Annotated in this window: 12 protein-coding genes; 5 read left to right on the top strand and 7 right to left on the bottom strand. The window is 59.1% G+C overall.

All coding sequences use genetic code 11. From position 1 onward, the window contains the following. Positions 1–21: 21 nt before the first annotated feature. From ACZ9BB_RS25415 to ACZ9BB_RS25400, 4 genes are all read right to left on the bottom strand, one after another. Entirely contained in the window at positions 22–987 is a 966-nt protein-coding gene (locus ACZ9BB_RS25415) for a sulfonate ABC transporter substrate-binding protein (protein WP_476217260.1), read from the bottom strand. A 102-nt stretch (positions 988–1,089) separates the two neighbouring features. Beyond that, positions 1,090–1,683, bottom strand: coding sequence for an NADPH-dependent FMN reductase (ssuE, locus tag ACZ9BB_RS25410; RefSeq protein ID WP_476217258.1), 594 nt, complete (start codon positions 1,681–1,683; stop codon positions 1,090–1,092). 313 nt (positions 1,684–1,996) lie between these two features. Then, entirely contained in the window at positions 1,997–2,635 is a 639-nt protein-coding gene (locus ACZ9BB_RS25405) for a peroxiredoxin (protein ID WP_018928623.1), read from the bottom strand. Positions 2,636–2,927: 292 nt separating this feature from the next. Then, on the bottom strand, positions 2,928–4,289 hold the full coding sequence (locus tag ACZ9BB_RS25400) for an OprD family porin (RefSeq protein ID WP_476217256.1): 1,362 nt from the start codon (positions 4,287–4,289) through the stop codon (positions 2,928–2,930). A 369-nt stretch (positions 4,290–4,658) separates the two neighbouring features. On the opposite strand from ACZ9BB_RS25400, the gene tauA reads away from it, so the two are divergent. Further along, positions 4,659–5,645, top strand: a complete 987-nt coding sequence (gene tauA, locus ACZ9BB_RS25395; RefSeq protein WP_476217254.1) for a taurine ABC transporter substrate-binding protein — start codon at positions 4,659–4,661, stop codon at positions 5,643–5,645. A gap of 169 nt (positions 5,646–5,814) precedes the next feature. Here the strand turns inward: tauA and argA are convergent, their stop codons facing one another. Both argA and argE read right to left on the bottom strand, forming a co-directional pair. Next, entirely contained in the window at positions 5,815–7,113 is a 1,299-nt protein-coding gene (gene argA, locus ACZ9BB_RS25390; RefSeq protein ID WP_476217252.1) for an amino-acid N-acetyltransferase, read from the bottom strand. Between the two features lie 135 nt (positions 7,114–7,248). After that, positions 7,249–8,406 (bottom strand): acetylornithine deacetylase, encoded by a 1,158-nt coding sequence (gene argE, locus ACZ9BB_RS25385; RefSeq protein ID WP_476217250.1) that lies wholly within the window; start codon positions 8,404–8,406, stop codon positions 7,249–7,251. 176 nt (positions 8,407–8,582) lie between these two features. Here argE and ACZ9BB_RS25380 point away from each other — a divergent pair, with 176 nt between their 5' ends. Further along, a complete protein-coding gene (locus ACZ9BB_RS25380; protein WP_476217248.1) occupies positions 8,583–9,950 on the top strand; it encodes a CYTH domain-containing protein in 1,368 nt (455 codons plus the stop codon). Positions 9,951–10,109: 159 nt separating this feature from the next. On the opposite strand, the gene ACZ9BB_RS25375 is transcribed toward ACZ9BB_RS25380, so the two are convergent. Beyond that, entirely contained in the window at positions 10,110–10,580 is a 471-nt protein-coding gene (locus ACZ9BB_RS25375) for an Lrp/AsnC family transcriptional regulator (RefSeq protein WP_007940379.1), read from the bottom strand. A gap of 126 nt (positions 10,581–10,706) precedes the next feature. Between ACZ9BB_RS25375 and ACZ9BB_RS25370 the strand changes: the two genes are divergently transcribed. The 3 genes from ACZ9BB_RS25370 to ACZ9BB_RS25360 all read left to right on the top strand — a co-directional run bounded on the left by ACZ9BB_RS25370 (position 10,707) and on the right by ACZ9BB_RS25360 (position 14,092). After that, positions 10,707–11,045 (top strand): hypothetical protein, encoded by a 339-nt coding sequence (locus ACZ9BB_RS25370; protein ID WP_476217246.1) that lies wholly within the window; start codon positions 10,707–10,709, stop codon positions 11,043–11,045. Between the two features lie 90 nt (positions 11,046–11,135). Next, entirely contained in the window at positions 11,136–12,920 is a 1,785-nt protein-coding gene (tfpB, locus tag ACZ9BB_RS25365; RefSeq protein ID WP_476217244.1) for a type IV pilus assembly ATPase TfpB, read from the top strand. Between the two features lie 257 nt (positions 12,921–13,177). Continuing rightward, positions 13,178–14,092: an SPFH domain-containing protein gene (locus ACZ9BB_RS25360; protein WP_007940374.1), complete on the top strand. Its 915-nt coding sequence runs from the start codon at positions 13,178–13,180 to the stop codon at positions 14,090–14,092. Position 14,093: the final 1 nt, after the last annotated feature.

Genomic DNA, 14,093 nt, shown 5'->3' with positions numbered 1-14,093 from the left:
TGGTCTCCTTGGAAAGTCGGATTACGGCGCTTTGGCCACGGCCGCCGGTGGCGTCCAGATCACATCTTTGATGCTCAAGGGCTTGGGAATCAGCTTGAGCTGGTAGAAGCTGTCGGCGATTTTCTGCTGGGCGGCGACCACGTCGGGGGTCAGGAACAGCGCGCCGTAACCCTGGCGTTTCACCGAGGTCAGGGTGATGTCCGCTGGCAAGCCAAGCAGTGGCGAAACCTGTTTGGTCACGTCCTCAGGATTGGCCCTGGACCATTCGCCGACCGCGCGCACTTCTTCCACCAGGGTCTTGATCACTTCAGGATTTTTCTGCGCGTAAGGCTTGGTCGCCAGGTAGAACTGATGGTTGTCGACGATGCCTTTACCATCACGCAGGGTGCGCGCTTGCAGTTGCTGTTCGGCGGCGGCCTGGTACGGATCCCAGATCACCCAGGCATCGACACTGCCACGCTCGAACGCGGCGCGGGCATCGGCCGGCGGCAGGAACACGGTCTGGATGTCGGTGTATTTGAGGCCGGCATCTTCAAGCGCACGCACCAACAGGTAGTGCACGTTGGAGCCTTTGTTGAGCACGACTTTCTTGCCCTTGAGCTCCTGCACCGATTTGATCGGCGAGTCCTTCGGCACCAGGATCGCTTCGCTGTGGGGCGCAGGCGGTTCATAAGCGACGTAGAGCAGATCGGCGCCGGCCGCCTGGGCGAACACTGGCGGCGTTTCGCCGGTGACGCCAAAGTCGATGGAGCCGACGTTCAGGCCTTCGAGCAGTTGCGGGCCACCGGGGAACTCAGTCCATTGCACGTCCACGCCTTGGGCGGAGAGACGTTTTTCCAGTGTGCCTTTGGCTTTGAGCAGCACTAAAGTGCCGTATTTTTGATAGCCGATCCGGAGTGTCTCGGCCTGAGCTTGAGTAATGGCGCCGAAGGTGACAGCCGCAGCAAACAGAGCGACCAGACCACGACGCAAAATGACAGTGCGCATAGCGCTCTCCTTTTTGCAGTTGGGTTTTGGCTGCACCTGCTTGCCCGTTAGCGGGCCAGTAAGGTGGAGTACTTCAAATTCAGATGTGGCTTGAGGGCTGGCTTAAATGCTCCAGCGAGCACTCAACAAACGCTCGTTCAACAGGTGCGGATCGAGCGGCTTGGGCCGTCGGGCCATGGCGCTGAAAAACGCTTCCAGCGCTTCAAACAATCGTTGCGCAAGCTCTGGTGCCAACTGCGCCTGGGCGCTGCCTTCGCCGTAAGCGATCTGGCTGTCCACGGCGAAAATCCCCTGCAACATCTCCTGGGCCTTCAACGCCGACAGCACCGGCTTGAGGGCGTAATCCACCGCCAGCATGTGGGCGATGCTGCCACCGGTTGCCATCGGCAGAACGACCTTGTGGCTCAGGGCGCGTTCGGGCAGCAGATCAAGTACGGTTTTCAGCGCGCCAGAGAACGACGCTTTGTAAACCGGTGTGGCGATCAGCAAGCCATCGGCGTTTTCAATCTGTTGCAACAGATCGATCACCTTCGGGCTGTCGAAGCGGGCATGCAGCAAATCGTCGGCCGGGAAATCCCTTACCTGGTAACTCACCACTTCCACACCTTGCTCTTGCAACCAGCGCTTGGAGCAGTCCAGCAAAACTCCGGAGCGGGAGCGTGGGCTGGGACTGCCACCGAGTGAGACGACCAGCATTCAGACAATTCCTTTGAATGGTGTTGGCGATTCGCGGCTTGCGATCTCGCTTTGATGGAGTGACCTTAACAGGTGAGTCATATATCTATAAATCATATTTATTCATTTAGTTATGCATTATTGCTCTATACAAAACTGCTTTTTCCAGGACAAAAAAAGGCCGTAGAAACGGCCCAAAATCCCCTGCTTTGGTGAATGTGTGCACCCCTTGCAGGAAGCGAGGCTTGCCCGCGAACGGTACGACTCGGTATCTCTGGTACTCCCAAAGACGCCTTCGCGGGCAAGCCTCGCTCCTTACAAGGGTCGGTACAATTTAACGATTCGGTTGTGGCGTAAGGCGCAGGTACGGCTTCACTGCGCGATAACCCTTGGGAAAACGTCGCTGGATTTCGTCTTCATCCTTGAGCGATGGCACGATCACCACCTCATCACCGTCCTGCCAGTTAGCCGGGGTGGCTACCTTGTAGTTGTCGGTGAGCTGCAGCGAATCGATCACCCGCAGGATTTCATTGAAGTTGCGGCCGGTACTCGCCGGGTAAGTGATGGTCAGCCGAATCTTCTTGTTCGGATCGATCACAAACAGCGAGCGCACGGTCAGGGTGTCGTTGGCATTCGGATGGATCAGGTCGTACAGGTCGGACACTTTACGGTCCGCATCGGCGAGGATCGGGAAGTTGACAATGGCGTTCTGGGTTTCGTTGATATCCTCGATCCACTTGTGGTGCGAGTCCACCGGGTCCACGGACAAGGCGATGGCTTTGACGCCGCGCTGGGCAAATTCATCCTTGAGCCTGGCGGTGAAACCCAGTTCGGTGGTGCACACCGGCGTAAAGTCCGCTGGATGGGAAAACAACACACCCCAGCTATCGCCCAGCCATTCATGGAAACGGAGGGTGCCCGCGCTGGAATCCTGTTCGAAATCGGGGGCGATATCGCCAAGTCTGAGGCTCATGGTGCTGCTCCTGGTGAGTGCTTGTTGAGCTCAACTGTGCCTGTGTTGCCATTGAATTAAAAAGAATAAATATCGATTTATTTAGATCGTAAACGAATATTAAAAATCTGTTCACTGGACCTCGACGGTCATCGGAACGAACATCGATCACAAGGTTCGAGAAGGCCTTGAGTTGCTGCAAAAGAGGGAATTTCAAGGAGGGTTTACGGGGGTGAGCCCACCTTGAAAACGCAAAAGCCCCGCCCGGCGTGATGCCGGGCGGGGCTTTTTTACGTCGGTTACGCGAGCGCTATTACAACAGCGGGATCGAGTAGCTGACGATCAGACGGTTTTCGTCCTGGTCGCGAGCGCCCGGAACATCGTTGCGCCACATGGCGTTTTTCCAGGTGACGCCCAGGTTTTTCAGCGGACCTTCTGGTACTACGTAAGCCAGGGTCAGGTCGCGTTCCCACTCGGAATTACCGGAACCGTTCTCGCGACCGTTGGTACCCACGGTGTCAATGTTGTCGCCACGCAGGTAAACGATGCCGGCAGTAGCGCCTGGCAGGCCAACCTTGGCGAAGTCATACGAGTAGCGAGCTTGCCAGGTACGTTCGCCGGCACGGGCGAACTTGGCGATCTGGCTGTCGGTAGTAATGTAAGCCGACGAGCCGTCACCCTGGTTCAGCCAAGGGAAGTCGCTGCTGCCGTTGCTGACCTGATAACCGCCACCGAAGGTGTGACCGGCAACGGAGTACAGGAACAGGCCGCTGTACAGGTTGTTGTCGACTTTACCGCGACCGGAGCGGAAGCCCTCATAGTTACCGGAGCTGAAATAAGCCGAGTCGTGACCGTTGGCACCGTCATCAGAGCTGTTGAAGTAACGCAAGTCAGACTTCAACACACCAGGACCGATCGACCAGTTGTGAACCAGGCCCAGGAAGTGTTGCTTGTAGAAGTCTTCCAGGTTGCCGTAGTAGTACTGGGCAGTCAGGTCTTTGGTGATTTTGTAGTCACCGCCACCGTAGATGAACTTGTTGCTGTCACGGAAGCCAGTACCGCGCGTGTTTGCACCAGCGATCGACAACTCTTCGTTGTTGCTGGAGTTACGGCCCTTGGCGTGTTCGATCTGACCGCCGACCAGTGTCAGGTCTTTGATTTCGTTCGAGGTGATCTGACCGCCCTGGAAGGTTTGCGGCAGCAGACGACCATCGTTGGTCACAATTACCGGCAGTTTTGGCTGCAGGGTGCCCAACTTCAGTTCGGTCTGGGAGATCTTGGCTTTCGCAGTCAGGCCCAGGCTGGAGAAGTTATCAACCGCTTCGCCGTTGGATTTGCTTGGGAAAACAGTGCCGCCATAAGAGGTAGCAGTAGCGCCGTTGGTGCCGCCGCCCGAATCCAGACGCACGCCCAGCAGGCCGATAGCATCAATACCGAAGCCAACGGTGCCTTGTGTGTAGCCCGAGGTGAAACGCAGATCGAAGCCTTGGCCCCATTCTTCGTTTTTGCTCTGAACGCCCGCAGCGGTGCGGGCAGCCGAATCGCGGTTATCGGTGTTGATGTAAAAGTTGCGCAGCCCCAATGTGGCCTTGCTGTCTTCGATGAAACCGGCGGCGCCTGCCTGCTGCGCCAAAACCCCTACGGCCACAGCCAGGGCCAAGGTGGACTTATTCATTGTTTCGCTCCTCTCGTTCTAATTTTTGTGTTCTTTGGTCTCGGGTCTAACGCCCCAGATCCACAGATGCGCGATTAGCACCGGACCGTGACTGACAAGTCAATCGTAACCATGTGTATCTACGACCAAGGTCTAACCGCAGTGATTTTGGTCCCTGCAGGGTAATGATTTTCACATAAACCCAAAAAGAATTATTTCATTCTTTTTAATGCCGTTTAGGAATATAGCTCACTAGAAATGACCCCCACCGGGACACAAGGTATCGGCCCATAAGCTAATTCCTAAATGGTATTTGCTTGCCTTTTTTTAGATCGACTAGCGTTGGCGCATCCCCCACACGTCAATCACTTTCGAAAAGGCGACGCCATCATGGCTAAACGCGCACTATCCAGTCAATTTGTTACAGTTTGTGTGTCGATAATATTTTCTTTTTCCGCCCAGGCGGCGAATCTCACGGTCGGCTATCAAACCGGTATCGACCCCAGCAAAGTCCCCCAGGCCGACGGTGTTTACGAGAAAACCATTGGCCAGAACATCGATTGGCGCCGTTTCAACAGTGGCCCGGAGGTGGTCACTGCCATTGCGTCTGGCGATGTGCAAATCGGCAATCTTGGTTCAAGCCCGCTGGCGGCCGCCGCTTCGCGCAACCTGCCGATTGTCGCGTTCATTGTTTCCGCCCAGATCAACGCCGCCGAAGCACTCGTGGTGCGCAATGGCAGCGGCATCGATAAACCGCAAGATCTGATCGGAAAGACCATCGCCACACCCTTCGTTTCCACCTCTCACTACAGCCTGCTCGGTGCGCTGAAGCACTGGGGCCTGGACGCTTCGAAAGTCAAAGTGGTGAACCTGCAACCAGCCGAAATCGCCGCGGCCTGGAAGCGTGGCGACATCGATGGGGCGTTTGTCTGGTCGCCGGCGCTGGGGGAAATCCGCAAGACTGGCAAGACGTTGACCGATGCTGCCGAGGTCGGACAATGGGGCGCGCCGACCTTCGAGGTGTGGGTCGCTCGCAAGGATTACGCCGAGAAGCATCCTGAGGTCGTAGCCCGATTTGCCAAGGTCACCCTGGACTCGTTCGCCGACTATGCCGCCCATAAAGACAGCTGGACCGCCGATTCGGTACCGGTGCAGAAAATCGCCAAATTGACCGGTGCCAATGCCTCCGATGTGCCGGAACTGTTAGCCGGTTCCGCATTCCCGGACGCCAAGGCACAACAGACCACTGCGCTGCTGGACGGCGGCACAGCCAAGGCGATTGGCGAGACGGCGAAGTTCTTGAAGGAGCAAGGGAAGGTAGAAACAGTGCTGCCGGATTATTCGCCGTATGTCAGCGCGAAATACATCACCGAGTAAAACGCAAAACCTGTGGCGAGGAAGCTTGCTTCCGCTGGAGGCCGCAGGACTCCCCCAATCCAACAACGCGGTGAATCAGTCATAACGCGTTCGCTGGTTTTGGGGCCGCTTCGCTGCCCAGCGGGAGCAAGCTCCCTCGCCACAAAAGCCAACACAGACAGCCTCTCAGTCAGAGGGCTTTTTCGAAGATCTTCGAATTACGCTGATAGTTGTACAACGACGCCCGCGCCGACGGCAGACGTTCGACGCTGCTGGGCACGAAGCCCCGCTCACGGAACCAGTGGGCGGTCCGGGTGGTCAGCACGAACAAGGTCTTCAAGCCCTGTGCCCGGGCGCGGGTTTCGATGCGTTCCAGCAATTCATCGCCGCGACCGCCATGACGGTACTCCGGGTTCACCGCCAGACACGCCAGCTCCCCGGCATCCGAATCGGCGATCTGATACAGCGCCGCGCAGGCGATGATCATACCTTCGCGTTCGACCACGCTGAACTGCTCGATCTCACGCTCCAATACCTCGCGGGAACGGCGCACCAGAATGCCCTGCTCTTCCAGCGGGCTGATCAAGTCCAGCAAACCACCGACGTCCTCGATGGCCGCCTCGCGCACCACTTCGAATTGCTCCTGGGCCACCAGCGTACCGCCACCGTCACGGGTGAACAGTTCGGTCAATAGCGCTCCATCTTCGGCATAGCTGACGATGTGACTGCGTGCCACCCCGCCCCGGCACGCCTCGGCGGCCGCGTCCAGCAGCTCGGCTTGATAGTTGCTGCCCAGCCGTTGCAAATGCGCCGGCACTTGTTGCGGACGCAGTTCACGAACCAGACGACCATTTTCATCCAGCAGGCCGAGTTCGGCGCCAAACAGCAGCAGTTTGTCTGCACCCAAGTCGATGGCCGCGCGGGTAGCGACGTCTTCGCACGCGAGGTTGAAGATCTCACCGGTCGGCGAGTAACCCAAAGGCGACAACAGCACGATGGAGCGTTCGTCCAACAGGCGATTGATGCCCTTGCGGTCGACCCGGCGCACTTCGCCGGTGTGGTGATAGTCGACACCTTCGAGTACGCCGATCGGCCGCGCAGTGACCAGATTGCCGCTGGCCACCCGCAGGCGCGAGCCCTGCATTGGCGATGAGGCCATGTCCATGGACAGCCGCGCTTCGATGGCAATACGCAGTTGACCGACCGCATCGATCACGCACTCCAGGGTCGCCGCATCAGTGATGCGCATCCCGTGGTGGTAATGCGGGGTCAGGCCGCGAGCGGCGAGGCGGGTTTCAATTTGCGGGCGCGAACCATGAACCAGCACCAGTCGCACACCCAGGCTGTGCAGCAGCACCAGGTCGTGGACGATGTTGCCGAAGTTCGGGTGCTCAACGCCGTCGCCGGGCAGCATGACGACGAAGGTGCAATCGCGGTGGGCGTTGATGTAAGGCGAAGCGTGACGAAGCCAATTGACGTATTCGGGCATGAACCTGGGCCTGTAATAAATAGCAGCCGAAAAAAGAGTAACGCAGTAAACGCACAGCGGGCTGATGGTTATCGTCGGAACAGGCTTGGCGACACGCGCGCTCTCCTCATAAGTACGGGTTGTGACACTGGCAATTTATACGAGTGATGCCGGCGTCAGGCAGTAATGTTCAATCAGTTGACGTAATAGATGCACGGTAGGCTGCAAACGTGACATTTCGAGGTACTCCCCCGGCTGGTGCGCGCAGGCAATGTCGCCGGGGCCCAATACCACTGTTTCACAGCCAAGGCGCTGAAGATAAGGCGCTTCCGTGCCAAATGCCACTGCTTCGGCGCGATGGCCGGTGAGCTTTTCGGCGATCCTCACCAATTCGCAGTCCTCGGCCTGCTCGAACGGCGGCACTTCGGGGAACAGCGGCGCGTAATCGATCTTCACCTTATGCCGTTCGGCGATCGGGTTGAGCTTCTGCAAAATCGCCGCGCGCAAGGCTTTGGGGTCCATCCCCGGCAACGGCCGCAGGTCGAATTCCAGCGAACACTGGCCGCAGATGCGGTTGGGATTGTCACCACCGTGGATGCAACCGAAGTTCATCGTCGGGTGCGGCACGCTGAATTGCGGGTTGCGGAACTCGCGCTGCCACGCCAGGCGCAAGCCGCGCAGTTCGCCGATGGCATCGTGCATGGCTTCGAGGGCGCTGTGGCCAAGGCTTGGGTCCGAGGAATGACCGCTTTGGCCGAGGATGTCGATGCGTTCCATCATCACGCCTTTGTGCAGGCGGATCGGCTTCAGCCCCGTCGGCTCGCCGATCACCGCCGCGCGACCTAGTGGCCGCCCGGCTTCGGCCAAGGCACGCGCACCGGACATCGAGCTTTCTTCATCGCAGGTCGCAAGAATCAGCAGCGGCTGTTTGAACGGCTGGTCGAGCAAGGGTTTGACAGCTTCGATGGCCAAGGCGAAAAAGCCCTTCATGTCGCAACTGCCCAAGCCGACCCAGCGGCCGTCCACTTCCGTCAGTTTCAGCGGATCGGTCTGCCACAGCGCCGCGTCGAACGGCACTGTATCGCTGTGACCGGCCAACACCAGGCCACCGGGACCGGAACCGAAACTGGCCAGCAGGTTGAATTTGCCGGGGCTGACCTGTTGGATGTCGCAGGCAAAACCCAGATCCCCGAGCCACGTCGCCAACAAGTCGATGACCGGGCGATTGGTTTGGTCCAGGCTGGGTTGGGTACAGCTGACGGACGGCGCGGCGATCAGCGCAGCGAACTGATCTCTCATGGACGGCAAAGGCATCGCTGACTCCCAACTCCCGAATTGAAGTCCATCATAGAACCATCCGGCGACAGGAATAAACCGCCACGGCGTCACCAAGTGTCAACAGACCCTACACCTCTTCAGTCCTGTACACTGCACGACCTTGGCAGCCACACATTCCCCCGGCTGCGCTCCCGATCCTGGATTTTCCGGCCATGCAGAAAGAAACCGAAATCAAACTCCGCGTCAGCCGCGAAACCCTCGCCGCCCTGCGCGAGCACCCGTTACTGAAAAAACGCAACAAAAGTGGCTGGGAACGCCGTGAGTTGATGAACCAGTACTTCGACACGCCCGAGCGCGACCTGGCCCGCGCCAAGGTTGCCCTGCGCCTGCGCCGCGATGGCGACGAAGTGATTCAGACCCTCAAGACCCGTGGCCAGAGCGTCGCCGGTCTGTCCGAGCGTCACGAGTACGACTGGCCCCTGGCCAAAGCCAAACTCGACGTGAAAAAGCTCGACGGCGAATGCTGGCCCGAAGAACTGGCCGAGCTGGACAAGAAAGCCCTGAAAGCCATCTTCACCACCGATTTCGTTCGCGAACGCGCAGAAATCGCCTGGGGCCGTGGCAAGACCAAAGTGGTCATCGAAGCCGCACTGGACCTGGGCCACGTAGTGGTCGGCAAGCAGAAAGAAGAAATCTGCGAGCTGGAACTGGAACTGCGCGAAGGCGAACCGGCCGCGCTGCTGGAGCTGGCCGCCGAACTGGCTGCCACCCTGCCGCTGATGCCATGCGACATCAGCAAGGCCGAACGCGGTTATCGCCTGTTCGACGCCAACAGCTACTCGCTGAGCTTGCCAGCACCGCAGATCACCGCCGAAATGCCGCTGGACGATGCGTTCGCCGCCCTGAGCTGGCATTTGCTGAGCAGCAGCCAGCGCTTGGCCGAGCAGTATCGTTTCAATGGCCACTGGCGCCTGTTGCAGGACTGGGTCGAGAACCTCGCTGAAATGCGCGCGCTGATCAGCAGCCTCGGTCAGGCCGCACCGCGTCAGTCGACTCACGATCTGCGGGTCGCGCTGGACGCCTTGCTGGAAGACTGGCGCCCGCTGGTACAGGCCGGCCTGGACGACGAAGACGTGCGCAAAGCCGCGCCGGAGCAGTTCCTCGAAGAACTCGAAGACCCGCGCTGGGGCCTGTTTTCGCTGAACACATCGCGCTGGTTGCTGGCCCGCACCTGGGCCGCCGATCGCAATACCCGCGGCAATCGCCAGGGCGCAGCACAACTGGCTAGCTGGCTGCCACGCCTGCTGGGCGAAGAAGCCAACTCGCTGCAATTGCAGCGTTACCAGCAACAGCCGGAAGACCTGGCCGAACAGCTGCCGCGCATCGAGCGCATCCAGGCCTGGCTGCATCACGCTCGCAACGTACTGGACATCCCCGAAATGGACCGCCTGTATGGTGAGCTGAACAAACTGGCGCAACTGGCCAACGAACCGATCACTGATGAATCGCTGGATGCGCGTAAGCAGCAGGCGATTGCGGTGTATCAGAACCGCGCCTGGAAGACTTTGCTGCGCCTGTAAATACCCTGTGGCGAGGGGGCTTGCCCCCGTTGGAGGCCGAAGGACTCCCAAAACCAGCCAACGCGGTGCATCAGGCATAACGGGTTGGCTGGGTTTACGACTGCTTCGCAGCCGAACGGGGGCGAGCCCCCTCGCCACAAAAGCCCTCTGACACGTCAGTCAGCGCAACACCGGCAAACTCGTCGTGGACTTAATTTCGGATAAAGCCACGATCGAGTTGACCTCCTGTATCCCCGGCACCATCGACAGCTTCTCGAAGAAGAAGCGCTCATAAGCTTCGATGTCCGCCGTGACGATCCGCAGCAGGAAATCCACCGCCCCCATCAGCACATAACATTCCAGCACTTCGGGAAAGCCGCGAATCGCCTCGGTGAATTCGGTGAAGTTCGAACGTCCGTGGGCGTTGAGTTTGATCTCGGCGAAGATCTGCGTGTTCAGGCCGATTTTCTTGCGGTCGAGCAATGTCACCTGACCGCGAATGATCCCCTCCTCTTTCATCCGCTGAATCCGCCGCCAGCACGGCGACTGCGAGAGCCCCACCTGTTCGGCGATCTGCGCGCTGGAGAGCGAAGCGTCCTCTTGCAGCAACGCGAGAATCTTGCGGTCGTAGCCATCCAACTCGCTGTGCATAGAAAAACCTGAAAATAATATGATCTTGAATTGATCGATTCGATAAACCGTCAATAAGCCCCATCATAGATAAGAAATACCCGGCACCGAATGTAAAAATTTCTCCAGTGATTTTGGAGCCCGACCATGCCGCCTCTTGAAGCCGTAAACACCCTGCCCGCCCGCGCCGATGTCTGGAACGTCAGCAATGCCCACTGCCGCGTTCATTACCAACTACTGGCCGAGGCCGAGCCGGATTTGCTGTGCCGGGCGCTCAACCTGTTCGCCCTGCAGTTTCTGACGCCGCAACAGGTCAACGTGCAGCGCATGGACGATCTGCTGTCGATCGACATCGTCATGGACGGCCTGAGCTGGCACCGTGCCCAAGTGATCGCGGAAAAATTACGTAACCTGATCAGCGTCTGCTCGGTGAACCTGCAAGCGGCTGATTCTGCGTGGGAAGCGCCGGCTCAGGCGGCAGGCTGAAAAGAAACGTCACGCCTTGGTCGGGTAGTGGCCCAACGGTCTGCGGGTGCGCGACTATCCTTTGCGAACGGTTGTTCAAAAGGAGCCCGCATGTCCGTTCAACTCGCCACTCAGGACCGCTGGCTGGACCTCAATGATTTGCTGCGTGAATTGGTCGCCCAAGGCTTTATCAGCCAGGATTCGGCCGAGCACGCGCTCAACGCCCGCCGCCGTCACGCCATAAATGGTCAGCAGCACCCGCTGGAATTCATCGCCAGCCAACACCTGGACGACCTCAGCCGTCCCGGCAAACACCTCGATCTGGAAAGCCTGACGCTGTGGTTGTCCCAGCAGGCCGGCCAGCCTTACTTGCGCATCGACCCACTGAAAATAAACGTCGCGGCCATTACGCCGTTGATGTCCTATGCCTTCGCTCAACGCCACAAGATTCTGGCGGTGGCCATCGACCGCGATTCCGTCACCGTGGCCAGTGCCCAACCCTACGTCAATGGCTGGGAAGCCGACCTGACCCACGTATTGAAGTTGCCGATCAAGCGAGTGGTGGCCAACCCGGTGGACATCCAGCGCTTCAGCGTGGAGTTTTTCCGCCTGGCTAAATCGGTCACCGGCGCCACCAACGCTGATCAACAAATAAGCACCCTGGGCAACTTCGAACAGTTGCTCAACCTCGGCGCCAGCGACCAGGAGCCGGACGCCAACGATGCGCACATCGTCAACATCGTCGATTGGCTGTTCCAGTACGCGTTCCAGCAACGGGCCAGCGATATCCACATCGAACCCCGGCGCGAGCAAGGCACGGTGCGCTTTCGCATCGACGGCGTGCTGCACAACGTCTATCAATTCCCGCCGCAGGTGACCATGGCCATCGTCAGCCGCCTGAAAAGCCTGGGGCGGATGAACGTCGCGGAAAAACGCAAACCCCAGGACGGACGGGTCAAAACCAAAACCCCGGATGGCGGCGAAGTCGAGTTGCGGCTGTCGACATTACCGACCGCATTCGGCGAAAAGATGGTCATGCGGATCTTCGACCCGGAAGTACTGCTCAAGGACTTCGATCAGCTGGGTTTTTCCACCGATGACCTGCGCCGTTGGCAGGACATGACCCGCCAACCCAACGGCATCATTCTGGTGACCGGGCCGACCGGTTCGGGCAAGACCACCACGCTGTACACCACCCTCAAGAAACTGGCGACGCCGGAGGTCAACCTCTGCACCATCGAAGACCCGATCGAAATGGTCGAGCCGGCGTTCAATCAGATGCAGGTCCAGCACAACATCGACCTGACCTTTGCCGCCGGTGTGCGCGCGCTGATGCGGCAAGATCCGGACATCATCATGATCGGCGAGATCCGCGACCTCGAAACCGCCGAAATGGCGATTCAGGCCGCACTCACTGGCCACTTGGTGCTGTCGACGTTGCACACCAACGACGCCCCGAGCGCCATCAGCCGCCTGCTGGAGCTCGGCGTGCCGCATTACCTGATCAAAGCCACGGTGCTCGGGGTCATGGCGCAGCGCCTGGTCCGTACGTTGTGCCCGCACTGCAAGGCACCGCTGACCCTGGGCGAGGACGACTGGCAAACCCTGACCCGGCCCTGGCAAGCGCCACTGCCAGGTAATGCCCAGCGCGCCATCGGTTGCCTGGAATGCCGCGAAACCGGCTATCGCGGTCGTGCCGGGGTTTACGAAATCATGCAACTGACGGACGGCATCAAAGCGCTGATCAACCCAGATACCGATTTGCTGGCAGTCCGGCGTCAGGCGTTCAAGGAAGGCATGCGCAGTTTGCGGTTATCAGGGGCGCAGAAAGTGGCGGCGGGTTTGACCACGATCGAAGAGGTGTTGCGGGTGACACCGCAGAGTGAGCAGAAATAGGCATCCCCTAATGCCTACGCAAAAAGCGCCGGAAGCAAAACCTGTGGCGAGGGGGCTTGCCCCCGCTGGGGCGTGCAGCGGCCCTAAATTCGGCAAACGCATTGTGTCAGGAAGAATGCATTTGCCGGTTTTACGACAAGCCCCCTCGCCACACTGACGGTATCAGCCATAGTCCCCGCCCCCTCCAAGTCGCATAGCAAGCCTTTTGCCCTACACTCTGGTCATCGCAACTCAATCCAGACTGGACAGGGACCGTTATGAGCATTGCACTGATTCTCTTCGTCGCGCTGGTCGTGGCCATTCTTTTCATGGGCTTCAAAGTGGTGCCCCAAGGGTTTGAATGGACGGTCGAACGCTTCGGCCGTTACACCAACACCCTCAAGCCAGGACTGAGCATCATCATCCCGGTGATGGACCGCATCGGCCGCAAGATCAACGTGATGGAAAGCGTACTGGACATTCCGCCCCAGGAAGTCATCACCGCCGACAACGCCACCGTGCAGATCGACGCCGTATGCTTCTTCCAGGTGGTCAACACCGCCCAGGCCGCCTACGAGGTGAACAACCTCGAACATGCCGTGCGCAATCTGCTGCAAACCAATATCCGTACCGTACTCGGGTCCATGGAGCTGGACGCGATGCTCAGCCAGCGCGACAACATCAACGAAAAACTGCTGCGCACCGTCGACGAAGCCACCGCACCGTGGGGCATCAAGATCACCCGGATCGAGATCAAGGACATCAGCCCGCCCGCCGACCTGATGGCGGCCATGTCCGGGCAAATGAAAGCCGAGCGGATCAAACGCGCACAGATTCTGGAAGCCGAAGGTTTGCGCGCCTCGGCGATCCTCACCGCCGAAGGCAAGAAGCAGGCGCAGATTCTCGAAGCCGAGGGCAGCCGTCAGGCGGCCTTCCTCGAAGCCGAAGCCCGGGAACGTCAGGCCCAGGCCGAAGCCCAGGCCACCAAAGTGGTGTCCGAAGCCATCGCCGGCGGTAACGTGCAGGCGGTCAACTACTTCGTCGCACAGAAGTACATCGATGCCTTGGGCAAACTGGCCTCGGCCAACAACAGCAAAGTGATCCTGATGCCGCTCGAAGCCGGTTCGATGATCGGTGCAGTCGGTGGCATCGGCGAAATCGTCAAGGCCACCTTCGACGGCAAGAAAGGCTGAG

The sequence above is a fragment of the Pseudomonas sp. TE3552 genome, from assembly GCF_056278945.1.
The sequence above is the reverse complement of the archived record's forward strand: the minus strand, read 5'-3'. Positions and strand labels throughout refer to the sequence as shown.

Bases quoted from the DNA above. Each gene is read 5' to 3' on its own strand.
- tfpB (WP_476217244.1), top strand. From the start codon at position 11,136: ATGTCCGTTCAACTCGCCACTCAGGACCGCTGGCTGGACCTCAATGAT.
- ssuE (WP_476217258.1), bottom strand. From the start codon at position 1,683: ATGCTGGTCGTCTCACTCGGTGGCAGTCCCAGCCCACGCTCCCGCTCC.
- tauA (WP_476217254.1), top strand. From the start codon at position 4,659: ATGGCTAAACGCGCACTATCCAGTCAATTTGTTACAGTTTGTGTGTCG.
- argE (WP_476217250.1), bottom strand. From the start codon at position 8,406: ATGCCTTTGCCGTCCATGAGAGATCAGTTCGCTGCGCTGATCGCCGCG.
- ACZ9BB_RS25380 (WP_476217248.1), top strand. From the start codon at position 8,583: ATGCAGAAAGAAACCGAAATCAAACTCCGCGTCAGCCGCGAAACCCTC.
- argA (WP_476217252.1), bottom strand. From the start codon at position 7,113: ATGCCCGAATACGTCAATTGGCTTCGTCACGCTTCGCCTTACATCAAC.
- ACZ9BB_RS25360 (WP_007940374.1), top strand. From the start codon at position 13,178: ATGAGCATTGCACTGATTCTCTTCGTCGCGCTGGTCGTGGCCATTCTT.
- ACZ9BB_RS25375 (WP_007940379.1), bottom strand. From the start codon at position 10,580: ATGCACAGCGAGTTGGATGGCTACGACCGCAAGATTCTCGCGTTGCTG.
- ACZ9BB_RS25400 (WP_476217256.1), bottom strand. From the start codon at position 4,289: ATGAATAAGTCCACCTTGGCCCTGGCTGTGGCCGTAGGGGTTTTGGCG.
- ACZ9BB_RS25415 (WP_476217260.1), bottom strand. From the start codon at position 987: ATGCGCACTGTCATTTTGCGTCGTGGTCTGGTCGCTCTGTTTGCTGCG.
- ACZ9BB_RS25370 (WP_476217246.1), top strand. From the start codon at position 10,707: ATGCCGCCTCTTGAAGCCGTAAACACCCTGCCCGCCCGCGCCGATGTC.
- ACZ9BB_RS25405 (WP_018928623.1), bottom strand. From the start codon at position 2,635: ATGAGCCTCAGACTTGGCGATATCGCCCCCGATTTCGAACAGGATTCC.